Annotated in this window: 19 protein-coding genes, 1 tRNA gene, 2 rRNA genes and 2 pseudogenes (1 of these 24 cut by a window edge); 12 read left to right on the plus strand and 12 right to left on the minus strand. The window is 63.1% G+C overall.

The genetic code is table 11. The features are described 5' to 3' along the window. The 4 genes from K8M09_RS02345 to K8M09_RS23710 form a co-directional block, all read left to right on the plus strand. Positions 1-2,247: ribosomal RNA gene (locus K8M09_RS02345) — 23S ribosomal RNA — on the plus strand; it begins 550 nt to the left of the window's first position. Positions 2,248-2,460: 213 nt separating this feature from the next. Then, positions 2,461-2,575, plus strand: a 5S ribosomal RNA gene (gene rrf / locus K8M09_RS02350). 101 nt (positions 2,576-2,676) lie between these two features. Then, a tRNA-Met gene (locus tag K8M09_RS02355) sits at positions 2,677-2,753 on the plus strand. A 43-nt stretch (positions 2,754-2,796) separates the two neighbouring features. Then, complete coding sequence (locus K8M09_RS23710) at positions 2,797-2,991, plus strand: hypothetical protein (protein ID WP_324256106.1); 195 nt, start codon at positions 2,797-2,799, stop codon at positions 2,989-2,991. A 333-nt stretch (positions 2,992-3,324) separates the two neighbouring features. Here the strand turns inward: K8M09_RS23710 and K8M09_RS23715 are convergent. Continuing rightward, a pseudogene (locus tag K8M09_RS23715) lies at positions 3,325-4,365 on the minus strand (recombinase family protein); the annotation flags it as partial. 19 nt (positions 4,366-4,384) lie between these two features. Beyond that, positions 4,385-4,576 (minus strand): hypothetical protein, encoded by a 192-nt coding sequence (locus K8M09_RS02365; protein ID WP_229342097.1) that lies wholly within the window; start codon positions 4,574-4,576, stop codon positions 4,385-4,387. Between the two features lie 294 nt (positions 4,577-4,870). On the opposite strand from K8M09_RS02365, the gene K8M09_RS02370 reads away from it, so the two are divergent. Next, entirely contained in the window at positions 4,871-5,173 is a 303-nt protein-coding gene (locus K8M09_RS02370) for a hypothetical protein (protein ID WP_009450601.1), read from the plus strand. Continuing rightward, a complete protein-coding gene (locus K8M09_RS02375; protein ID WP_009450599.1) occupies positions 5,170-5,601 on the plus strand; it encodes a PIN domain-containing protein in 432 nt (143 codons plus the stop codon). The genes K8M09_RS02370 and K8M09_RS02375 overlap by 4 nt, the downstream gene beginning before the upstream one ends. 189 nt (positions 5,602-5,790) lie before the next feature. Here K8M09_RS02375 and K8M09_RS23765 read toward each other — a convergent pair. The 6 genes and pseudogenes from K8M09_RS23765 to K8M09_RS02410 form a co-directional block, all read right to left on the minus strand. Further along, positions 5,791-6,668, minus strand: a pseudogene (locus K8M09_RS23765) (acetate/propionate family kinase); the annotation flags it as partial. 119 nt (positions 6,669-6,787) lie between these two features. Continuing rightward, entirely contained in the window at positions 6,788-7,165 is a 378-nt protein-coding gene (locus tag K8M09_RS02390; protein ID WP_160787801.1) for a hypothetical protein, read from the minus strand. A gap of 14 nt (positions 7,166-7,179) precedes the next feature. After that, positions 7,180-7,872: an ABC transporter ATP-binding protein gene (locus K8M09_RS02395; RefSeq protein ID WP_009450594.1), complete on the minus strand. Its 693-nt coding sequence runs from the start codon at positions 7,870-7,872 to the stop codon at positions 7,180-7,182. Between the two features lies 1 nt (position 7,873). Then, complete coding sequence (locus K8M09_RS02400) at positions 7,874-9,007, minus strand: ABC transporter permease (RefSeq protein WP_160787802.1); 1,134 nt, start codon at positions 9,005-9,007, stop codon at positions 7,874-7,876. Next, entirely contained in the window at positions 9,004-10,137 is a 1,134-nt protein-coding gene (locus K8M09_RS02405; RefSeq protein WP_084496653.1) for an efflux RND transporter periplasmic adaptor subunit, read from the minus strand. The genes K8M09_RS02400 and K8M09_RS02405 overlap by 4 nt, the downstream gene beginning before the upstream one ends. 18 nt (positions 10,138-10,155) lie before the next feature. Then, positions 10,156-10,734 (minus strand): TetR/AcrR family transcriptional regulator, encoded by a 579-nt coding sequence (locus K8M09_RS02410; RefSeq protein WP_090615767.1) that lies wholly within the window; start codon positions 10,732-10,734, stop codon positions 10,156-10,158. A 168-nt stretch (positions 10,735-10,902) separates the two neighbouring features. Between K8M09_RS02410 and K8M09_RS02415 the strand changes: the two genes are divergently transcribed. From K8M09_RS02415 to K8M09_RS02430, 4 genes are all read left to right on the plus strand, one after another. Then, a complete protein-coding gene (locus tag K8M09_RS02415; protein WP_009450588.1) occupies positions 10,903-11,826 on the plus strand; it encodes a LysR family transcriptional regulator in 924 nt (307 codons plus the stop codon). Positions 11,827-12,011: 185 nt separating this feature from the next. Then, positions 12,012-13,247 carry a chromate efflux transporter gene (chrA, locus tag K8M09_RS02420; RefSeq protein ID WP_160787803.1) on the plus strand — a complete coding sequence of 412 codons (1,236 nt, stop codon included), beginning with the start codon at positions 12,012-12,014 and terminating at the stop codon, positions 13,245-13,247. A gap of 116 nt (positions 13,248-13,363) precedes the next feature. After that, positions 13,364-15,325: a heavy metal translocating P-type ATPase gene (locus K8M09_RS02425; protein WP_009450586.1), complete on the plus strand. Its 1,962-nt coding sequence runs from the start codon at positions 13,364-13,366 to the stop codon at positions 15,323-15,325. A gap of 35 nt (positions 15,326-15,360) precedes the next feature. Continuing rightward, positions 15,361-15,594, plus strand: coding sequence for a hypothetical protein (locus tag K8M09_RS02430; protein WP_137390480.1), 234 nt, complete (start codon positions 15,361-15,363; stop codon positions 15,592-15,594). On the opposite strand, the gene K8M09_RS02435 is transcribed toward K8M09_RS02430, so the two are convergent. Beyond that, on the minus strand, positions 15,585-16,364 hold the full coding sequence (locus tag K8M09_RS02435) for an acetoin reductase (RefSeq protein ID WP_009450585.1): 780 nt from the start codon (positions 16,362-16,364) through the stop codon (positions 15,585-15,587). The two genes, K8M09_RS02430 and K8M09_RS02435, sit on opposite strands and share 10 nt — an antisense overlap. Before the next feature lie 292 nt (positions 16,365-16,656). Here K8M09_RS02435 and K8M09_RS02440 point away from each other — a divergent pair, with 292 nt between their 5' ends. Both K8M09_RS02440 and K8M09_RS02445 read left to right on the plus strand, forming a co-directional pair. Next, on the plus strand, positions 16,657-18,045 hold the full coding sequence (locus K8M09_RS02440; protein WP_009450584.1) for a mercuric reductase: 1,389 nt from the start codon (positions 16,657-16,659) through the stop codon (positions 18,043-18,045). Positions 18,046-18,080: 35 nt separating this feature from the next. Next, positions 18,081-20,432 carry a heavy metal translocating P-type ATPase gene (locus tag K8M09_RS02445; RefSeq protein WP_160787804.1) on the plus strand — a complete coding sequence of 784 codons (2,352 nt, stop codon included), beginning with the start codon at positions 18,081-18,083 and terminating at the stop codon, positions 20,430-20,432. Positions 20,433-20,482: 50 nt separating this feature from the next. Here K8M09_RS02445 and K8M09_RS02450 read toward each other — a convergent pair whose 3' ends face one another. The 3 genes from K8M09_RS02450 to K8M09_RS02460 form a co-directional block, all read right to left on the minus strand. Further along, a complete protein-coding gene (locus K8M09_RS02450; RefSeq protein ID WP_009450582.1) occupies positions 20,483-20,713 on the minus strand; it encodes a hexameric tyrosine-coordinated heme protein in 231 nt (76 codons plus the stop codon). A gap of 96 nt (positions 20,714-20,809) precedes the next feature. Beyond that, positions 20,810-21,454 (minus strand): DUF924 family protein, encoded by a 645-nt coding sequence (locus K8M09_RS02455; RefSeq protein WP_009450581.1) that lies wholly within the window; start codon positions 21,452-21,454, stop codon positions 20,810-20,812. 92 nt (positions 21,455-21,546) lie between these two features. Beyond that, on the minus strand, positions 21,547-23,496 hold the full coding sequence (locus K8M09_RS02460; RefSeq protein WP_040672527.1) for a heavy metal translocating P-type ATPase: 1,950 nt from the start codon (positions 23,494-23,496) through the stop codon (positions 21,547-21,549). Between the last annotated feature and the right edge of the window lie 3 nt (positions 23,497-23,499).

The raw sequence follows: 23,499 nt of genomic DNA on the forward strand, positions 1-23,499 counted from the left end.
TGAAACCGGTTGCCTACAAGCAGTCGGAGGCCGCAAGGCTGACGGCGTACCTTTTGTATAATGGGTCAACGACTTAGTGTAACTAGCAAGCTTAAGCCGGTAGGTGTAGGCGCAGCGAAAGCGAGTCTGAACAGGGCGTTCAGTTAGTTGCATTAGACCCGAAACCGAGTGATCTAGCCATGAGCAGGTTGAAGGTTGGGTAACACCAACTGGAGGACCGAACCCGCATCTGTTGCAATAGATTGGGATGACTTGTGGCTAGGGGTGAAAGGCCAATCAAACTCGGAGATAGCTGGTTCTCCGCGAAATCTATTTAGGTAGAGCGTCGACCGAATACCCTCGGGGGTAGAGCACTGGATGGGCTATGGGGACTCACCGTCTTACTGATCCTAACCAAACTCCGAATACCGAGGAGTACTAGTCGGCAGACACACGGCGGGTGCTAACGTCCGTCGTGAAAAGGGCAACAACCCTGACCTCCAGCTAAGGTCCCCAAGTCATGGCTAAGTGGGAAAGGATGTGAGACTCCCAAAACAACCAGGATGTTGGCTTAGAAGCAGCCATCATTTAAAGAAAGCGTAACAGCTCACTGGTCTAATTAAGGGGTTTTGCGCCGAAAATGTAACGGGGCTAAAGCCATGCACCGAAGCTGAGGATTGGACGCAAGTCCAGTGGTAGCGGAGCGTTCCGTAAGCCTGCGAAGGAGGACCCGTGAGGGCCTCTGGAGGTATCGGAAGTGCGAATGTTGACATGAGTAACGATAAAGGGAGTGAGAGACTCCCTCGCCGAAAGACCAAGGGTTCCTGCTTAAAGTTAATCTGAGCAGGGTTAGCCGGCCCCTAAGACGAGGCGGACACGCGTAGTCGATGGGAACCACGTTAATATTCGTGGGCCTGGTGGTAGTGACGGATTGCGTAACTTGTTCATCCTTATTGGATTGGGTGGGCAGGGAAGCGGTTCCAGGAAATAGCTCCACCGTATAGACCGTACCCGAAACCGACACAGGTGGTCAGGTAGAGCATACCAAGGCGCTTGAGAGAACTGCGTTGAAGGAACTCGGCAAATTGCACGCGTAACTTCGGAAGAAGCGTGACCCCAAGGCACGCAAGTGTTTTGGGGTGGCACAGACCAGGGGGTAGCGACTGTTTATCAAAAACACAGGGCTCTGCGAAGTCGCAAGACGACGTATAGGGTCTGACGCCTGCCCGGTGCTGGAAGGTTAAGAGGAGAGGTGCAAGCTTTGAATCGAAGCCCCAGTAAACGGCGGCCGTAACTATAACGGTCCTAAGGTAGCGAAATTCCTTGTCGGGTAAGTTCCGACCTGCACGAATGGCGTAACGACTTCCCCGCTGTCTCCAACGCAGACTCAGTGAAATTGAATTCCCCGTGAAGATGCGGGGTTCCTGCGGTTAGACGGAAAGACCCCGTGCACCTTTACTATAGCTTTACACTGGCATTCGTGTCGGCATGTGTAGGATAGGTGGTAGGCTTTGAAGCAGGGACGCCAGTTTCTGTGGAGCCATCCTTGAAATACCACCCTTATCGTCATGGATGTCTAACCGCGGTCCGTTATCCGGATCCGGGACCGTGTATGGTGGGTAGTTTGACTGGGGCGGTCGCCTCCGAAAGAGTAACGGAGGCGCGCGATGGTGGGCTCAGACCGGTCGGAAATCGGTCGTCGAGTGCAATGGCATAAGCCCGCCTGACTGCGAGACTGACAAGTCGAGCAGAGACGAAAGTCGGTCATAGTGATCCGGTGGTCCCGCGTGGAAGGGCCATCGCTCAACGGATAAAAGGTACGCCGGGGATAACAGGCTGATGACCCCCAAGAGTCCATATCGACGGGGTTGTTTGGCACCTCGATGTCGGCTCATCGCATCCTGGGGCTGGAGCAGGTCCCAAGGGTTTGGCTGTTCGCCAATTAAAGCGGTACGTGAGCTGGGTTCAGAACGTCGTGAGACAGTTCGGTCCCTATCTGCCGTGGGTGTAGGAATATTGACAGGATCTGTCCCTAGTACGAGAGGACCGGGATGGACATATCTCTGGTGGACCTGTTGTCCTGCCAAGGGCATAGCAGGGTAGCTATATATGGAATGGATAACCGCTGAAGGCATCTAAGCGGGAAACCAACCTGAAAACGAGTATTCCCTTGAGAGCCGTGGAAGACGACCACGTTGATAGGCCGGGTGTGGAAGCGCAGCAATGTGTGAAGCTTACCGGTACTAATAGCTCGATTGGCTTGATCGTTCTCATTGTTCATGCTCATCGAATAAATTCGATGAGCCATATCTTCTGTCCTGACGCGCCAAAGCGCTCCGGACGGGCCGCGCCACGAGGCGCGACGGCCTCTGGCCTTGCGGAGCGATGCTCCGTTGCCCAAAGAAGAAAAGACGTGTTCACAAAACAAGACAAACGAAGGCTTTGCCTTCTACCAGCTTCTCATTGATTGCCCTTAGCCGACCTGGTGGTTATGGCGGGGTGGCCGCACCCGTTCCCATTCCGAACACGGCCGTGAAACGCCCCAGCGCCAATGGTACTTCGTCTTAAGACGCGGGAGAGTAGGTCGCTGCCAGGTCTGCTAAAGGCAATCAACAGTCTTCTCATCACACATTCGGCCCAAGCCGATAGCGGGCCGCCCTCAAAGCGGCCCTTTTGCATGCAAAACTAAACAAATAACGCGGGGTGGAGCAGCCCGGTAGCTCGTCAGGCTCATAACCTGAAGGCCGCAGGTTCAAATCCTGCCCCCGCAACCATCTTTACTTGCGATCCACCCCGCTCTCCGGCGGGGTTTTTCGGTTGTGCGGAAATCATAAGGATTCCAGCGAGATCGCCCTGAACGTCGATCTCCACCTTCCCATCCACCGGCGTCAGCACGATCTTGTCCACCAGCGAGCGCAGGATGTCCGCCGCCTCGATCCGCTTCTCTTCCTCTTCGTCCTGCAAGGCTTCGTAGAACTGCTGAACGCGCTTCCGGTACTGGAGCGCCATTGAGGGATGCAGCAGTGGAGGCGGCTCGTCGGCCTCGGCGAGGAACGTAACCAGCTCGGTCTTCCGAGCCTCCAGCCGCTTCATGTCTTCCACGATGGCCTCTATCGGTCCACCAGCCTTGATTGCGGTCAGCAGCTTCGCCAACTCGCGCTCGATCTTTCCGATCTCGGCTTCGGCCGATGCGATGCCGGCGCGGCCTTCCATGCGCAGACGGTTCATCTCCTGCGTGAACACCTCGCAGAAGCGGGCGAACATCTCGGGATCGACCAATCGAGTGCGAAGGGCGTTCAGCACGCGGGCTTCCAACTCGTCGCGGCGAATGTTGACTCGATTGTCGCAGGTGCCCTTGTTGCGCGCTGTCGAACAACCGATCAGCTTCTGAGAGATGGCGGAGTAGCCGCCTCCGCAGCAGGCACATTTGGTCAAACCCGAGAACAGGTATTTGGGGCGGCGACGGTAGTTCATCTTGCTGACGTCGGCGATGCCGCTCTCATCCCGTTCGGTCCGCATTTCGCCTTGGCGGGCTTTCACGACGTTCCAGAGGTCGTCATCGAGGATGCGCAACTCCGGCGCCTCCTGGATCACCCATTCCTCTTCCGGGTTGGGCCGAGCCTGCCGCTTGCCGGTATCCGGGTCTTTGACGAAGCGCTGGCGATTCCAGACGATCTTGCCGACATACATCTCGTTGTTAAGGATGCCGTTCCCGCGTTTCGGATTGCCGTTGATGGTGCTGAAACCCCAATGCCCACCCGAAGGGGCGGGAATACCATCCTTGTTCAGGGCAAAGGCGATGGTCTTGGCCGATTTGCCAGCCGCATAGTCACGGAAGATGCGGCGCACGACATTGGCCTGCGCTTCGTTGATGGTGCGGTCACCCCGGATTGGCTCACCGTTGGCATCGAATTTCTTCACCACATCGTAGCCGTAGGAATTGCCGCCGCCGGACTTGCCGGCCTCGACGCGGCCGCGTTGCCCTCGGCGGGTCTTGTCGGCCAAATCCTTCAGGAACAGCGCATTCATCGTGCCCTTGAGCCCGACATGCAACTCGCTGATCTCACCCTCCGACAGGGTGAACATCTTCACGTCGGCATAGCGCATGCGCTTGTAGATGCCGGCGATGTCTTCCTGGTCACGGCTGATCCGGTCCAGTGCCTCGGCCAGGATCATGTCGAACCGGCCTCGCGCGGAATCCATGATCAGCGCCTGGATGCCGGGACGCTGGATCATGCTGGAGCCTGAGATGGCGTGATCGGAATATTCCTCGACGACCGTCCAGCCTTCCTTTTCCGCCCGCAGGCGGCACATGCGGAACTGGTCGGCGATGGACGCCTCGCGCTGGTTGTCGGACGAATAGCGGGCGTAAATCGCGACCTTCAATGCACTTCTCCCCGAAGCATCAGGAGGGGCGCTTCCTCCGCCGCTTCATCATCTGAACTTCCTCGGCGTAGCACTCCCGCGCCGCCTGACGAGCCAGGAAATCGACCAGACGCAGAAGACGTGGATCGGGATCGCCCCGCGATGTGAACGTCAGCTCCGGCTCTTCCAGCAACAGAGATTCGAGCAGCGCTTCGCGCTCGCTTCCAGTCATCTTGGATTTGTTTCCGGGGGCTCGCAAGGTCATAACTTGCAGCATCCCCGGCGTTTCTGACGTAAGCAACTGAAATCAAAGCCGTATAATTGGCGGCGGCCGGGGCGACAACGGCGGCGTTGTCGCGCTCGGGCGAAGCATGGCGTGCCACAGCATATGGAAAATACTGGCGGGAACGCGCAGTATTCTTCTGCACAAATGGCCTGTGGTGCGAGTCTCGTGGCATCGCTGACATCCCTTGTTTACAAGGCCGACATCGGCTATATGTCAGGATATATAACACGGAGGCCAGCCATGAGCAATGCCGCACAGAAGAGAGCGATCGAGAATTACCGGACACGCCTGACGCAGCGTGGCTTCAAGCGCTTCGAGGTTCTGGCGCTGGAAGCCGACCGTGAGCTGATCCGGTCGCTTGCCCGGCATCTGGCCGAGGAGGGGCCGGAAGCGGAAGAAGCCCGGCAGACCATCAAGGCTCTGGTTGCCGGCGAGCCGCCGAAATCTGGGGACATCCTGTCGGCCCTGCGCCGCTCGCCTCTGGTCGGCGCCGATCTCGACCTGTCGCGGCCGCGCGAGGAAGGGCGCCGGGTCGACCTGTGACGCGCTACCTCCTCGATACGAACATCCTCAGCAACATCGTCAAGCCGCAGCCGTCGGAATCGCTACTGGCGTGGTGGGCGGAGCAACGCGACGAAAACCTGTTCGTCGCCTCGTTGACCATCGCAGAAATTCGGCGTGGCGTTCTCGAAAAGCCACGCGGCAAGAAGCGCGATGCTCTCGATGCCTGGTTTTCGGGACCGGAGGGGCCGCAAGAGTTGTTCGCCGGCCGCATTCTCTCGTTCGATGACAAAGCGGGCCTGATCTGGGCGCGATTAATGGCGGACGGCAAGGCCGCTGGCCGCCCGCGCAGCGCTCTCGACATGATCATCGCTTCTGTCGCAGGTGCAAACGACTGCATTGTGGTTACGGACAACGAGAAGGACTTTGCCGGGCTGGAGTTCGTCAATCCGCTGCGTCCGGTGGAATGATCCCCGGCAGACCGGGATCAAGAACGGGTTCGTCCCATTTGCGTGCGACGCCGAGCCAGCGGTCCACGAACGCCTGAAACTCGGGCTCTCCGAAGCGGAGCTGGAACGTATAGAGGCGATTGACAGTCCTCCCATCGCTGCAGCATAAGCCCCGACATACTTTTTGGCGCGGTATGCGTAGATCTCGATCGCGAGTTGGGCCTCGGGGTCGCCCTTAGCCGCCCTGTCTTCAATGTCGCGCATGTCGGACGAGCCTGCCAGCCCCTTCAGCCCGCTCTCGTAATAGAGCGCATCCTCGATCTCCTGCACCGAAAGCTGAAGTTCGCGCGACAGAAAGCCAAACGCGCCTGGGTCCACGTCACCGGAGCGGGTACCCATCACCAGCCCCTCGAGCGGCGTCATGCCCATCGAACTGTCCATGCTGTGCCCGCGGTTGACGGCGCAGATGCTGGCGCCGTTGCCGAGATGAATGCTCACCAGTTGGAGGTCGGAAAACGGCCGGCCGATCTCTTGGGCCGCCCTCTCGGCCACATATTTGTGAGAGGTACCATGAAACCCGTAGCGGCGCAGACCGGCATCCCGCCACCTTGCCGGCACCGCATAGGTGTTTGCGAAGGCTGGGTTGTCGAGGTGGAAGGCCGTGTCGAACACGGCCACTTGGCTTATGTCCGGCCATAGGCCGCGGCAGAGCCTGACTGCTTCCAAGTTCGCCGGGTTGTGCAAAGGAGCCAGCGGTGTCAGGGCTTCGATGGCCTCGACTGTCTCGTCGTCAACAGTGTCGGCGAGGTAAACCTTGCGCCGCCATGGACGATCCTGTGCCCGACAGCGTCGATTGCGTCGAGCCCGAAACGCTTCAGCGCGGCCGGAACCACTTTCAGCGCTTCGCTGGGACTATCGAATTCGACCGCACCCCGCTCGTCGGTTTCTCCATGCCGAAAACGGCATTCGCATCCTCCGGCCCGAAAGCGCTCATAAGAACCCTTGAACACTTCGTGTGTTTCAGTCGTCACGCTGAAGATGCCGAACTTGAGGCTGGAACTGCCGGCGTTAAAAACAAGTACCTGCATAGTTGCCCTGTCATTTAGTGGTTAGGTTTGCCAAAGGTTAGTTCGATCCAACTTCGCCATATCGCGATACTGGACGTAGCGAATGCCTGTCGACTCGCCAGCACAGTCGTCGCGCACCACTATCGTGGCCATCGGATCTTTACCGCAACTGTCGAAATGGCAACCCAGATGCCGAGCCGCAGGACCATCGCGGCCATCGTGCGGCTCTCGTAGGCCCCGCCGCGCCAGACGTGCCAAAGGAAGAAAACGAAGACCACGGCCGTTGCCGCCGCGATACCGATGGACAGGGCAGGCGCCCAGGCCGTGCCGCGCCATAGTCCGATCCCTGCCAGCAGATAGGCGAAGCCCGCCACGAAATTGAACCACAGCACGAAGGGAACCACCGCTCCCATATCAGCGCCGCCGAAGAGCGCGCGGCCGCCCGAAATGACGGTAGCCAGGCCAAACACGATCGCCACAACTGCGGTGATAGAATGGGAAAGTGGCCTTGCGGTCATGGTGTCCTCCGGTGTCACGCGTCGGCCAGCCTGCCGTCGCGCAGGTGGACCAGGCGGTCGAAACGGTCAAAAATCTTCTCGTCATGGGTGACGGTGACGATGCAGGCTTCCTGCTCGACGGCAAGCTTGCGCAGAAGGTCCATCACCAGTCCGGCCCGCTTGCCGTCGAGCGCGGCGGTCGGTTCGTCGGCTAGGATGATGCGGGGACGGTTGGCCAGCGCCCGCGCAATGGCCACTCGCTGCGCCTCGCCACCCGACAGGAGCGCTGGCTTGGCCGCGGCGCGGTGGTCGACCTCGAGATAACCGAGCAGATCGCCGGCACGCGCGCGACCCTTCTCAACCGACCAGCCGGCGAGGTCGAGGACCACGGCGACGTTCTCCTCCGCAGTCAGGAAAGGCAAAAGGTTATGGGTCTGGAAGATGAAGCCGATCTTGTCGAGCCTGAGCCTCCTCAGGTCGCGCCGCAGCCATTGCCCGTCGAACACCGTCTCGCCGTCCAGCGTCACCTTGCCCGCCGATGGCGCCAGGATGCAGCCGATGACGTTGAGCAGCGTGGTCTTGCCCGAGCCGGAGGGGCCAAGAAGAGCGATCACCTCGCCGGCGCGAACCTGAAGGTCGACGTCGCGCAGCGCATCGACACGGGTTTCGCCGTCCCCAAAATGCTTGGCCACACCCTTCACGTCGATCAGGATTTCGCCGTCCGTCATGTCAGCTCCCCAGAGCCGTGGCCGGATCGACCTTCATTGCCGCCCGTACGCCAAGACCCGAGGCGGCGATGCAGACGGCGAAGATGATCCCGGCCAGCACCATCACGTTGAACGGCTCCAGCACCACCCGGCGTGGGAAATAGTCCTTCACCGTCAGGATCAGCACGAGCCCGATCCCCCAGCCTGAAGCGCCGAGGATCAGCGCCTGCTGCACGATCAGCCCGATGATGGTGCGGTCGGGCGCGCCGATCAGCTTCAGTGTAGCGATCTGCTTCAGCTTCTCCATCGTCATCGTGTAGATGATGAGCGCGATCACCACCGCTGAAACACTGAGCAGGATGCCGAGAAACAGGCCGATTTGCCGCCGCGCCAGATCGACCACCGAGGAGACCAGAATGTCCTCTTGCTCGGCTTGCGTCAGGGCCGCCAGATGTTTCCACTGCCGCACGGTCGCGGTCAGCAATTCGACATCCGCGCCCGGCGCTAACCGTGCGATCACGGCCGCGACCGAAGCGGACTTGACCGAAACGGTACCCCGCGCCGCCTGAACGCGCTGCGCTGCCGGGTCAAGCTCTGTCTGTAGCGCCATCGCGTCCGCCAGCGTGATATAGACCGCCGGATCGCCGCCCGCGTTCATTGCCCCTTCGACCAGCCCGACCACGATGAAGCGGTTGCGTCCGAGATGGATCGTCTCGCCGGTCAGAAGACCAGTCTTGCGGTCTGCCACCAGTTCGAAATGGCTTGTGCCGATGCCGCGCCCCTCGGCGATGCGCTGCGGGCCGCCGGGATGTCCCGGTTCGTAGCCGATGACGTAGAGCCGCAGCGAAGCGCCGGCATGGGCAGCCTCGATGTTCTGGAAATTGATCGCGCCGGCCTCAGTCACGCCGGGCATCCGCGCCACGGCGTCGCGCGTGGTCAGCGGGATGTTCGAGGCTTCGGCGAACGGCCCTTTAGTGCCGCTCTCGACCACCCAGACATCTGCTGCCGGCGCCTTCACCACCGCCAGCGCATCGGCGACAAGGCCGTTATAGATGCCGATCATCGACAGCACGACTGTCATCAAGAGCCCCAGCCCGAAACAGGTGAGGACGAAGCGGAACAGTCCGTGGCGTATATCCTTGAGGGCAAGGTTCATGGCGTGGTCCTGGTCCGCGCCCGCCGCCCCTCGGTCGCGCCTTGCGGTATCCGGGCGACGATGGCGGCATCGTCCGGCAGGCTGCCCGTGACTTCGACCCGGCCCCGATCGTCGCGCGCGCCGAAGGACAGTTCGACCTGCTCCAGCCGTCCGTCCCGCACCAGCCAGACCCGGCCGCGATGCCCGTCGAAACCGGTGATCGCCACCTCCGGCACCATCAGCGCACTGTTGCGGTTGCCGGTGGTGATGCGCACCTCGGCCTGCTCGCCGAGATACAGCGGCTGGGGGCAGTCTGTGCAGGTCAGCCAGATTCGGCGTTCCTCATTCACCCGGTCGCTTTCAAGCCCGATGCGGGCGATACTGCCTTGGAACTCAGCCTGCGGCTGCGAGCGCAGCCGGATCGTGCCGGGCTGGCCAAGCGCAAGCTGGCCGGCGCGCTCCTCATCGACATAGGCCTGTATCCAGACGGTTTCCGGGGCGATCAGGGTGAAGATCGGATCGCCGGCCCGTACCACCGTTCCCGCTTCGGCATGGCGCGTGACGATCACCGCGTCATAGGGTGCGCTCAGCCGATGACGGGCGAGAAGGACATTCTCCTGTTGCAGGGCTGCCGCAGCGTCCGCGCCCTGAGCACGGATCACTGCCACATCCGCCTCGGCAACCGCAAGATCGGCACGGGCCACATCCTCGTCGCGCTGCGCTTCCTCGGCGCGCTGGATCGAGGTCACATCGCGCTGCGCCAATCCCTGCTGACGCTGATTTGCCGCCTGGCGCTGCGCCAGAACGGTACTGGCACGCGCCACCGTTGCCTCGGCGCGGGCGAGGGCGGCGACATTGGCCTCGACCGCGGCGCGGGCGCGGGCGGTGCGCGCTTCCTGCTCGGCTGGATCGAGGGTCGCCAGTTCCTGCCCCCTGACTACCCGGTCCCCGACGTCGGCGGCCAGCCCGGTCAGGGCAGCCCCGACCTCGAATCCCACCCGGCTGAGAATCCGCGCCTCGACCGAACCGAGGCCGTAGATGCGCAGGGCCACATCCTGCTCGGCCTGCACCACGTTGACCGTGAGCGGCCGCTCGGTGAGGAACAGCACACCCACGCCGAACAAGAGAACCACTGCCGCTGCACCGAACATCCACCGACGCCGCATGGCCTAATCTTCCTTCACGGTCAAAAGCCGAAGTTGTACTTCAAGGAGCCGCTTTCCTTCCCCGATCAGCGAGAAGTTGCGCGCCCCGAGCGACCAGCGGATCGCCATGCCCTGCACCAGCGACGTCAGCAGAACGGCGGCATCCTCCGGGGCGACTTCGCGGCGCAGGCAGCCGCCGTCCTGACCGCGAGCCAGTTCGGCTACAATCAGCGCCTGAAACTTCATCAACAGGCCTCGAAAGGCCGCGCGCAGATCCTCATTGCCGACATTCAGCTCGCGCGAGAACAGCAGCATGGGCAGCGTCGGTGTGGCTGCAATCTGTCCCAGTTGCGCGGCCATGAGCGCTGTGACCCGGTCGAGGGGGTTATCAGTCCCAGCCAGTGCCCGCTGCCATTCCATAGCCAGTTCCCCGGCCACATGATCCGCCACGGCAAGCCACATCGCGGCCTTTGTCGGGAAATGCCGGAACAGGGCAGCCTGACTTACGCCCACCGCCGACGCCGCAGCGCCTGTCGTCACCCGGTCCGGTCCGATCTGGTCGGCCAGGTCGAGGACGGCCGCGACGATTTCGGCCTTGCGCAATTCCGCGGATTTTCGCATAAAGTACCTAGTAAGTGAGCAGTCACATACTTAATGGAGCGATGATCGTGGTCAAGCTTTTCTGACGAGGCAATGCGAACGCGCGGTGTTGCGGGCAAGATGGGGGCAGCCTGCCGGCAATCGGAGCAGGCTTGCAAGGGGTGATCCTTCATGGATGCACAGAACCAGAACTGGGACGATCTGCGCTTTTTCCTCGCTGTGGCCCGGGCGGGCACGCTGTCTGGAGCAGCACGCAGCCTTGGCGTAACGCACTCGACCGTGTTTCGCCGTCTCGGCGCCTTCGAGGAACGTCTGGGTGTCCGGCTCTTTGAGCGGTTGCCGGATGGCTATGCGCTGACGGGCGCCGGAGAGGCCATGCACGAGACCGCCATCCGGATCGATGAGGAGATTATCGCCCTGTCGCGTCAGGTGACCGGACAGGACCAGCGCCTGAGCGGGCTTATCCGCATCACAGCCATCGATATGCTGGCGATCGGGTTATTGCCGCCGCATCTGGCGGCCTTCCATGCAGCGCAGCCAGGGATCGAATTGGAAGTGATCGTTTCGGACACTCCCCTGGACCTGACCCGACGCGAGGCCGATGTCGCACTGCGCATCGGCAACACCCCGCAGGAAACATTGGTCGGCCGGCGCGTCGGCCGACTGGCATTCGGAGCCTATGTCTCGGCGGAACGCGCCGCTCACGGACTCGATGACGATCTTGCCGGCAATGACTGGATCGGCTTCGGCCGGTCACATGGAGCGATTGGCCATCAGTTGGCGGATTGGCTGCCGACGGTGCGGCCGATTTACCGGACCAATTCGATCTCGGCTGCGATTGCCGCGGCAAGGGCCGGAATCGGCCTTGCGCCACTGCCTTGCGCCGTGGCCGACCGCACGCCCGACCTCGTCCGCATCGCCATGTTTCCGGAAGATTTCCGGCTCGATCTGTGGCTGCTGACCCATGAGGATCTGCGCAACACTGCCCGTATCCGCGCCTTCATGGATTTCATGGCCGACGCGCTCGCTGCTGACGCCGATCTTCTGGAGGGTCGCCGGCCACAGGCGGGTCCTCCCCGGACAACCACGGCATGATTCATCCGTTATCTCTCTTGCGGGGTGCGGTCCTGTGGACACCGCTTGCGATGCTGATGGAGCAACAAGGCGCGCGCTTCGGCAGTCACCAGTCTGTTCCATTGCTCCAATACAGGGACAATGTGGGATGCGTCTTCTCATAGCGCCTGGCAAGCCCCTGAAATCGCGAGCATCACGGAGACATCATGCCCGCCAATGACACGCTGAATGCCGTGGCCCAAAGCGGACGACAAGGAACGCCCGGCGAGGTTCTGGCCGCCTTCCTGAAACTGGGCCTCACCTCCTTCGGTGGACCGATCGCGCATCTGGGCTATTTCCGCGAGGAATTCGTCGCCCGGCGCGGCTGGATCGAGGATCGTGGCTATGCCGATCTGGTCGCGCTATGCCAATTCCTTCCGGGACCAGCATCCAGCCAGGTCGGCTTTGCATTGGGCTTGCAGCGTGCCGGACCGGTGGGTGCGCTGGCTGCCTGGGTGGCGTTTACCTTGCCTTCCGCCCTGCTGCTGCTGTTGTTCGCGCTCGGAGCGGGGGCGTTTTCAGGCCCGCTTGGCATCGGGGTGCTCCACGGGTTGAAACTGGTGGCGGTGGCCATCGTGGCGCAGGCGGTCTGGGGGATGGCGCGCACGCTCTGCCCCGACCGCTCACGCCAGACGATCGCGCTCGCCGCCGTCCTGATGGTGGTGCTGATCGGGGGCGCGACGGGCCAGGTGGGTGCAATTCTGCTCGGTGGACTTGCCGGGCTCTGGCTTTGCCGGGACACGGCGGGAGAGACGGGTGAAGCGCTGCCCTTCCCGGTCTCGCGACAGGCGGGGATAGTCGCGCTGGCCCTGTTCTTCATCCTGATCTTCGGCCTACCGCTGGCGGCGGCGCTGTTTCCCGCGCAGGGGTTGGCGGTGATCGACGCGTTCTATCGCGCCGGTGCTCTGGTATTCGGTGGCGGCCATGTGGTCCTGCCTTTGCTGGAAGCCGAAGTGGTTCGCCCGGGCTGGGTCACGCCCGATGCGTTCCTGGCCGGCTATGGCGCGGCCCAGGCGGTGCCGGGGCCGCTATTCACCTTCGCCGCCTATCTCGGCATGCTGCTCGAACCCGGCCCGAACGGGATCGCCGGCGCGACGCTCGCCCTTCTTGCGATCTTCCTGCCGGGCTTCCTGCTGCTTGTCGGCGCGCTGCCGTTCTGGAACACACTGCGCGCACGCTCCGGCGTGCGGGCGCCGATGGCAGGCGCGAACGCTGCGGTGGTCGGCATTCTGGGCGCTGCGCTCTACGATCCGCTCTGGATCAGCGCGATCGGTTCGCCCCGCGACTTTGCGCTGGCGCTGACCTGTTTCGTGGCCTTGATGAGCTGGAGATTCCCGCCCTGGCTCGTGGTGCTGATCGCGGCTGCCGGCGGCGCGATTCTGGAGGTAAGCTCAATGTCATAATGGAAAGGAATAGCGACCAGGAACCTGATCGACCGGACAGATCGCCAGCCCATCCGGCGCATCATCGCCGGTCTCCCCAGCCACTGCCGCCGTCGCGGCACAGCCAGGAACACAAATTGCAAATCGATCTTTCTTCCGACCGCTTCATGACAGCATTGACCGGCATCACGCTTGCCGGGATGGCGCTTGCAACTGTCGATGCCTTTTTGAGCCCCGGTCTATGGGGACCGGTCGGCCTCGTGCTGGTCTATCTGGCCGGTGGTGTGCCGACGGCGGTTCGGGCCCTGACCACGCTCTGGCGTGAGCGGATCCTCGACATCGATCTTTTGATGATCGTGGCAGCCCTTGCTGCCGCTGCGGTCGGCGCCGCGCTTGAAGGGGCAGTGCTGCTGACGCTGTTCAGTCTCTCAACCACGTTGGAGCAGCGGGCGATGGGCCGGGCGCGCCATGCGGTCGAGGCGCTGATGGCGCTGCGCCCCGACACCGCGCTGAGACGCGACCCAGAGGGCGCCGTCACGGAAGTTCCGGTGGGCGATCTCGTGGCCGGCGATCTGGTGGTGCTGCGGCCCGGCGCGCGGGTGCCGGCCGATGGCGAGGTGGCGGAAGGGGAAGGCTCGCTCGATGAGGCGACGATCACAGGCGAATCGATGCCGGTCGGCAAAAGCCCGGGTGCTAAGGTGTTTGAGGCCACGGTGAACCTCAACGCCGTGCTGGTGGTCCGCGTCACCCGCCCGGTCGCGGAAAGCACGGTGGCGCGGATGATCGAACTGGTGACAGAGGCACAGGCCGCACGCGCTCCGTCCGAACGGTTCAGCGCCTGGTTCGGCCAGCGCTACACCATCGCGGTGCTGGTGGGTGCGGTGCTTGCTTTGGCGATATTCCTCGCGCTTGGCTGGACGATGCAGGATGCGCTTTATCGCGCCGCGACGCTGCTTGTCGCGGCCAGCCCCTGCGCGGTGGTGATATCGGTCCCGGCCGCGATCCTCTCGGCATTGGCGGCGGCCGCGCGCGGCGGCGTGCTGTTCAAGGGCGGCGCGGCGCTGGAGACGCTGGCCGATGTCGATATCTTCGCCTTCGACAAGACCGGTACGCTGACAACAGGCAAGGCCGAGGTGACACAGGTGGTGGCGTCGGAAACGGGAGCACAGGCCGAAGAGCGGTTCCTGTCATTGATCGCGGGTCTCGAGGCGCATTCCGAACATCCAATTGCCGATGCGATCCGCCGCCACATCGACGAAAAAGGCATAACCGCCGCCGTGGTGCGCGATGTGGAAACCGTGCCCAGTGAGGGGATTACGGGGGAGGATGCCGTGGGCCCGCTCTGGGCCGGCAATCCGCGCATGGCCGCGCGCATGGGCGCATCGCTCGACGCACCCGAATTTGCGCAGCTGACGGACGGCAGCCAGACCGTGGTGTGGCTGGGGCGGGGAGATCGGGTCTATGGCGCGCTCACCGTCGCCGACCGTCCGCGCGCGACCTCGGCCGCGGGGTTGGCTGCGCTCAGAGCGGCTGGGGTGGGCACCATCGCCATGATGACCGGCGACCGGCGCTCTGTCGGCTTGCGGATCGCCGCGGAGCTCGGACTGGAAGCAAAACATGTCCATGCCGATCTGCTGCCTGAAGACAAGGTCCGGCTGGTGGGCGAACTGGCGAGGAATGGGAAAGTCGCCTTTGTCGGCGACGGGGTGAACGACGCCGCCGCGCTGGCGCGCGCCGATGTCGGCATCGCCATGGGCGCGGCGGGCAGCGATGTCGCGTTGCAGGCGGCCGATGTCGCGCTGTTGTCGGAGGACATGGCCCGGCTTGCCGCCGCGCATCGGCTGGCGCGGCGCACCCACCGGATTATCCGCCAGAATCTGATTTTCGCCATCGGCATGATGCTGCTTCTGGTCGCCTCGAGCCTGTTCTTCGCCCTGCCTCTGCCGCTCGCGGTCGTCGGACACGAAGGCGGCACGGTGCTGGTGGTGCTGAACGGCCTCAGGCTACTCGCCGACCCGATCCGGGCGCGCAGTGCGACCTCACTGCGACGCCAATCCAACGCCGGCCCTGTAGAGCCTTCATACCAGTCAGGGGTTTGACCGGATGACGGCAATCCCGCTCGAAACGCGCGTAGATGAGGAAACCGATCGATCTTCAGCAGGTGTCGATTGCCGGTCAAGAACCTGTAGTGCGAATGGCGACCGAAGGCGGCGATGACCATGCCAAGCAACAAGAGAACAATTCTCTCCGACAAAACGCGGTTCTTCCAGACGGAACCATTCCGCTGGAGAGAAAAATTCTCACAAGGCCGTTTCCCGGTGTGGGCGCTTCTGAACGTTCGCGATTTGGCAGGCGGCTTTATCGATAGACGATACCGCCATCGGTCAGGATCGACTGTCCCGTGATGTAGTCGGAATCGGCGCCCGCGAGGAAGGCGACCAACGCTGCCACGTCCTCCGGTGTCTGCGCGCGGCCCAAAGCGATGCCCTCGACGTATTTCTTGTAGGTTTCGCCCTTCGGCGTTCCGGTGATCTCGGAAAAGCGCTCGTCGATCTCCACCCACATGTCGGTGCCGACGATGCCGGGGCAGTAGGCGTTCACCGTGATGCCCGCGCTGGCATATTCCTTGGCGGCGGCTTGCGTCAGCGCACGCACGGCGAACTTGGTTGCCGAATAGACGCCGAGCATGGCGAAGCCGTCATGTCCGGCAATCGAGCAGGCATTGATGATCTTGCCCTTCTGACCTCGATCCTTGAATTTCTGCGAAGCCGCCTGGATGCCCCAGAGCACGCCGTCGACATTGATCCGGAAGATCAGGTCCATGTCCTCGGGCGTGACGTCGGCGATCGGCTTGACCTGGGCGATGCCGGCATTGTTGACCATGACGTCGAACCCGCCGAGTTGCTTCTCTGCATGGTCGATGGCGGCGTAGACTTCGTCGCGCTTGCTGACATCGGCGACGACGGTGGTGGCCTTGCGTCCGAGCGCTTCGACTTCCTTGCGAACGGAGTCGAGCTTATCGGCCTTGACGTCGGCCAGCGCGAGATCAGCGCCTTCCTTTGCAAGCCGCAGCGCAATACCGCGTCCGATCCCCTGGCCAGCGCCGGTTACCAAAATGACTTTGCCATTCAACGACATGATTTTCTCCTACAGAAAGTCGGCCAATCCTGTGCAGCCAGCATGTTCCCTTTCCGGGCAATACAGCCGGAGCAGAACCCACTCCACTCCATGATCCCGGCCCATTTTAAGGCCGTGGCCTGGAAATGATGCGACGGCACGGATACTGGCAGTAAGGCCACCTCAAGGGGCCGCCCGCAAAAGCAACAGTAATTGTTCGACCCCGCAAGAGTATGACATGATTCCGCATATATGTCCGAGCGCCATATTTTCATCGTGCGGTGAGTCGCTGTTGCAGAAGGATACGTAGTTGATGACGGAAGCGGAGCGCTACGACGCTGTCGTGATCGGCAGTGGCGAGGGCGGCAAATACCTCGCCTGGGATATGGCGCAAGCCGGCCAGAAGGTAGCCGTCATGGAGCGGCGCTGGATCGGCGGTTCGTGTCCCAACATCAACTGCCTGCCCAGCAAGAACGAGATCTGGAGCGCGGGTGTCGCTCATACCGTTGCCCATGCCGGGGAGTATGGCGTTGTCGCCGGCCCCGTCTCGGTCGACATGAAGACGGTTGTGGCGCGCAAGCGCGCCATGGTCGAGAGCCTCGTGGCGTTTCATCTCGAGCGCTACGAGGCGACCGGCGCGGAACTCGTCATGGGCAATGCACGCCTCGTCGCGCCTGGGACGATTCAAGTTGCCTTGAACGACGGCGGGATGCGGCGGCTCGCCACTGAAAAGCTGTTCCTCAATCTTGGGACGCATGCAACCATTCCGCCTGTTCCCGGCCTCGCCGAGACCAGGCCGCTCACTCATATCGAGGCGCTCGAACTGGACCGGTTGCCGGCACATCTGATTGTTCTCGGCGGAGGCTATGTCGGCCTTGAACTTGCCCAGGCGTATCGACGTTTCGGCAGTCGCGTCACAGTTGTGGACCGTGGCCCGCGGCTGCTGAAGCGCGAGGATGAGGATGTTTCCGACGAGGTCCGACTGATCCTGGAGGCGGAGGGCGTCGAGGTGCTTTTGTCGGCTGAAGTTGCGAACGTGGAGGGCCGATCAGCCGGAAGCGTGCGCGTCACCGTTCGGACGCCGGATGGTTCGAGAATGATCGAAGGCACAGACATTCTGGTTGCAGCCGGCCGCACGCCCAACACGCGAGGCATCGGCCTTGAAGAGGCAGGGGTTGCGCTGACGGATCCCGGCACCATCAAGGTGAACGATCGCCTGGAGACGACCGCAAAGGACGTTTGGGCCATCGGCGAATGCGCGGGAAGTCCGCAATTCACCCACGCTTCGCTAGATGATTTCCGAATAATCCGGGACAATCTCGACGGTGGAGACAGAACGACCACCGGGCGGCTGATGCCCTATTGCATGTTCATCGACCCGCCGCTGGCCCGCATCGGCATGAGCGAGGCGCAAGCGCGGGCCAATGGAATGGATTTGCGCGTCGTCAAACTGCCGATGAAGGCGGTGCTGCGGACACGGACGACATCGCAGACCGCGGGCTTCATGAAGGCGCTGGTCGATCCGCAGGATCGGATCGCAGGCTTTACCATGATCGGCTCGGAGGCCGGGGAAGTGATGGCCGTGGTGCAGGCGGCCATGCTTGGCGGTCTGTCCTACAGTGTCCTGCGCGATGCGGTTCTTGCGCACCCGACAATGGCCGAGGGGCTGAACGCGCTATTTGGCAACGTAGCGAAACGATGAGTTTTCCAAGTTCCATTGAGGCGGCGGGTTAGAGAATGAACGGACACGATGAGCATCGGCACCATTCGCATGATCATGACCATTCGGGTCATGCGCATCTTGTGACGGACCCGGTCTGCGGGATGGAGGTCGACCCGCAAACCGCAGAACATCGCCTGACCCATGGGGGCCACACTCACTATTTCTGCTCGGCGTCCTGCAATGCGAAATTCGAGGCGGACCCGGCGCGATATCTTGCAGGGGAAGCGTCGCCCATACCGGAAGCGCCCGAGGGCGCGATCTGGACCTGCCCGATGCATCCCGAGATCCGGCAGGACGGGCCGGGAAGCTGCCCGATCTGCGGCATGGCGCTGGAGCCGCTGGTGGTGACGGCCGACAGCGGCCCCAGCCCCGAACTCGCCGACATGACACGGCGTTTCTGGATCGGGCTGGTTCTCGCCGCTCCGGTCTTCGTGCTCGAAATGGGCGGTCATCTTTTCCCGGCCCTGCACCATCTGGTGCCAATGCGGATATCGATCTGGATTCAGCTCGTTCTGGCGACGCCGGTGGTTTTGTGGTGCGGATGGCCGTTTTTCGAGCGCGCCTGGGCCTCGCTGATCAATCGCAGCCTCAACATGTTCACTTTGATCGCCATGGGCACCGGCGTCGCCTGGGCCTACAGCATCGTCGCCGCCCTTGCGCCGGGAATTTTCCCCGCCGCTTTCCGCGCGGAAGATGGCACGGTCGCGGTCTATTTCGAGGCGGCGGCGGTCATCACCGTTCTGGTGCTGCTTGGCCAAGTGCTGGAACTGCGCGCCCGCGAACAGACCTCGGGCGCGATCAGGGCGCTGCTTGATCTGGCGCCGAAGACGGCGCGGCGCATCGGCGATGACGGCACAGAGGAAGACGTGCCGGTCGAGCACGTTATTCTCGGCGACAGGCTGCGCGTGCGGCCCGGCGAGACCGTGCCGGTCGATGGCGTGGTGGAGGACGGACGCTCATCGCTCGACGAGGCGATGGTTACCGGCGAATCCATGCCTGTCACCCGCACTGTGGGCGATCAGGTCATCGGCGGTACGCTGAACCAGACCGGGGCGCTGGTGATCCGTGCGGAAAAGGTCGGCCGCGATACGATGCTGTCGCGGATCGTCCAGATGGTCGCCGATGCGCAGCGTTCGCGTGCGCCGATCCAGCGCATGGCCGACCACGTCTCGGGCTGGTTCGTACCGCTGGTCATCGTCATCGCAATTCTCGCCTTCATTGTCTGGGGCATCTGGGGGCCGGAGCCGCGCTTTGCCTATGGGCTGGTCGTGGCCGTTTCGGTGCTGATCATCGCGTGTCCCTGCGCACTTGGGCTGGCGACGCCAATGTCGATCATGGTTGGCGTCGGCAAGGGCGCTAGTGCCGGCGTCCTGATCAAGAACGCCGAGGCGCTCGAGCATATGGAAAAGGTCGACACGCTGGTGGTCGACAAGACCGGCACGCTCACCGAGGGCAAGCCGTCGGTGACGGCGGTCGTTGCGGCGGCCGGCTTCGACGAAACGGAAATCCTGCGGCTTGCCGCCGGTGTCGAGAAGGCGTCGGAACATCCGCTGGCATTGGCGATCGTGGAGGCGGCGGAGAAGAAGGGCATCGCCATCCCGCCCGTAGTGGATTTCGACTCTCCGCTTGGCAAGGGCGCGCTCGGCAGCGTCGAAGGCAAGGCGATCGTGGTCGGCAATGCGGTGTTCCTCAAGGAACACGACGTCGACGTCGCGGAATTGTCCGGCCAGGCAGATGCGTTGCGTCATGATGGCGCCACCGCGATCTATATCGGGATCGATGGCAGGGCCGGCGGCATCTTCGCCATCGCCGATCCGGTCAAGGCGACGACGCAGGAGGCGCTGAACGCGCTGCATGGCGAGGGCATCCGCATCGTCATGCTGACCGGCGACAATAAAACCACGGCCGAAGCCGTCGCGCGGCAACTCGGCATCGATGAGGTTGAAGCGGACGTGCTGCCGGACGCAAAGAGCGCGGTCATAAGCCGGCTCAAGGCAGGAGGCCGGGTGGTGGCGATGGCGGGCGACGGCGTCAACGACGCGCCCGCGCTTGCCGCCGCCGATGTCGGGATCGCCATGGGCTCGGGCACCGATGTCGCCATCGAAAGCGCCGGCGTCACCCTGCTCAAGGGCGATCTGATGGGGATCGTCAAGGCGCGGCGGTTATCCGAGGCGACGATGGCGAACATCCGCCAGAACCTGTTCTTCGCCTTCATCTACAATGCCGCCGGCATCCCGGTTGCCGCAGGCGTGCTCTACCCTTCTTTCGGCCTGCTCCTGTCACCGATCATCGCAGCAGCCGCCATGTCGCTGTCGTCGGTCAGCGTCATCGCCAACGCGCTGCGGTTGCGGGGTCTGAAACTGTGACTGAAACGCTGACGCGACTGACGCCCTGGCGTCAGTCGTAGGCGAGGGCGTCAGTCGCGCCAGTAATTGTTGGCGGCCGCCACCGTCTGGAAATGGATGGCGATCACCTGTGAGGAGGCGATCAGTTGCGCGGTGTCCTGATCGTAGGCCGCGCGCAGCTTGTCGCGAATTTCTGCGGACGGTTGGGTGACCTTGACGCCGACCCGCGCCATTTTGGTGGCAAGGTCGAACCCCTCCTGCGGGGTCGCTGTCTTGAGTGAGGGAAGCCAGATGTCAGCCATGTTTTTTCCTTCCAGAGAATATGAATACGCAACAACCGTAATCTACCCGAGCAGCCGACGAAAGCATCAACCCGCGATGCGCTTCGCCTCCAGGCGTCACGCCTGAAACGCCCTTTCGTGCGGGAAATCCCTTCCGGCGATGTAAGCTTCTTCCGCCGGCGTCGATTCTCGGCCGAGGACGTTATTGCGGTGCGGATGACGGTCGAAAGCGGCGATGACCTTGCGTACGTCGCCAGCCTGATCCACCAGCGACTGGTATATCGGTTGAAGGGAAGCGGACGCTTCCGCCGCTATCTCTTCGCGAAGCCTGATGAGCAGGTCGATGCGCGCGAGGTGATCCGGGCCTTCGCAATGGCCAAGGGGCTGACTGTAGACGATTCTGAACCAGGGCATGTCCAGCGATGCGTAGTGGCCGTTCGAAAACCCCTCCATCGCCAGCGACAGCGCGGCAGGGTCCTGCGCGAATGCGCGCTGTGTGTTGCGCCAGAGCGAGCGCGAGAACTGGTCGAGCACGATGATTAGCGCCAGCCTGCCTTCGGGGTCGCTGGTCCAGTCGTCGAGATCGCCTGAAGCTGCGCTTCTCGTGAGGTCGGCGAAGCGCTCGACGATCATGTCATCCGCTCCGCCGTGCAGCCGCCACGACCAGTGATCGCGGTGAGTTTCAGCCTTTATCTGTGAGGAGCGGCCTTCGGGAAACCAGAAGTCGAAAACGTCGTTCCATGGGGCGGTCCTGGCATTCATGTCGATCCTTTCCGACAAATGCGAGCGATGAGACAGGGTTGACGTCGCAAAAACAACAGACTCCGCATCGCTGCGGGGTCTGCGAGGAGGCTTCAGCCTCGCGCGGCCACAGTTGCGGGCCGGGCGGTGGCGACCTTTGAGGCCCTCCCGCCGGGTGCGGTCGTCTTCGGCATGCGCAGAAGGCGCATGCCGTTGGCGATGACGATCAGCACCGAAAGTTGGTGGACCAGCATGCCGCCGGCCATATGGACATTGCCGGAGAACACGCCCGCCAGCAGTCCGGCCACCGTCACCAGTGCGATGACGAGGTTCTGGCGCATATTGCCCAGCGTTGCGCGCGAGATCGCCATCGCCTCGGGGATCTTGCCGAGATCGTCTTTCAGGAGCGCGATGTCGGCGGTCTCGATGGCGACGTCGCTGCCGGCGGCGCCCATGGCGATCGAGGTGTCGGCGGCGGCAAGAGCGGGGGCATCGTTGATGCCGTCGCCGACCATGGCGACATGCGCGCCATCCGCCTTCATCTTCCGGATCAGTTCCAGCTTGTCCTCGGGCATCAGCCCGGCATGGACCTCGTCGATACCGACCTCGCGGGCGATGGCTTCGGCTGCGCCATGCTGGTCGCCGGTCAGCATGACCACACGGCCTATGCCGATGTTACGCAGCCGGGTGATGGCTTCCGCCGCGCCTTCACGGGCCATGTCGGACATGCCCAGCATCCCGATCAACTGCCCGTCACGCGCCACCAGGATCGGCGTCTGGCCATTGGACAGCAGACGGTCCAGAGCGGCTTCGCCCTCCTGGCCCAGCGCAATGCCGAGCGTGTCCATGAGGCGCCGGTTGCCGGCGGCGATGATGCGGCCGTCGATGCGGGCGCTCAGGCCCATGCCGGCATGTTCCTCCAGCGATTCGAGCGTGGAAAGCGGCCCCTGCTTGCGGCCGGCCTCGACGATCGGACGGCCGAGCGGATGGGTCGATCCGGTCTCGGCGGTCGCAGCCAGATGCAGCAACTCGGCCTCGGCAATGCCGCCGAGCGCGACGATAGAGGCGAGCTGCGGCTTGCCTTCCGTCAGCGTGCCGGTCTTGTCGAGCGCCAGCGTATCGATGCGGCCCGCACTTTCCAGATGCTGGCCGCCCTTGATCAGGATGCCGCTGCGCGCCGCCCGGCCGATGCCGGCGACGATGGAGACCGGCGTCGAGATGACCAGCGCGCCGGGGCAACCGACGACCAGCAGCGTCAGCGCCAGGCGGATGTCCTGCGTCACCGCGAAGGCGGCGACCGCGAGCCCGATGATCGACGGCGTATACCATTGCGCAAAGCGCTCGATCATGCGCTGGCTCGGGGCCTTTTCCTCCTGCGCTTCCTCGACGCGCTGAATAATGCGGGCAAGGGTGGTGTCGGCGCCGACATTGGTGGCGCGGATGCGCAGCAACCCGTTCTCGGCGATCGTTCCTGCATGGACGTGGCTGCCAGGCGCTTTCTCGGCCGGCATCGGCTCACCGGTAATCGCCGCCTCGCTGACGGCGGCGGTGCCTTCGGTTACTTCACCATCCACCGGGATGCGTTGACCGGCCCTGACCAGCACGGTCTCGCCAAGCTGGACCATATGCGCCGGCACCTCGACGGGATCGCCGTCGCGCAGCACGGTCGCGGTGGCGGGCGCGGCATCAAGCAATGCCTTCAGCGCGCCACGGGTCTGCCCCATGGTGCGCGCCTCCAGCCAGCCGCCGAACATGAACAGGAAGGTGACGGCCGCCGACTCCCAGACTTCGCCAATAATGAGCGCGCCGACCGCCGCGACGGTGACGAGCAATTCGATGCTGAAATGCTTTACACGCAGCGAGCGCCAGGCACGGATCGCGATGTCGGAGCCGGCAAGAAATGCGGCCGCGACCATCAGCGCGGTCCATGCCTCGACCATGCCGAAGCCGTAGCGCGCCAGAAGACCGGCCGCGATCAACCCGCCGCTGCCGACCGTCAGCCAGAAACGCCGCCGTGCCGGATGCACGAAGGCGCTCTTGATCCTGCTGACAAGATTGCTCATCTC

This window comes from Shinella zoogloeoides (assembly GCF_020883495.1).
Classification (GTDB): Bacteria; Pseudomonadota; Alphaproteobacteria; order Rhizobiales; family Rhizobiaceae; genus Shinella; species Shinella zoogloeoides.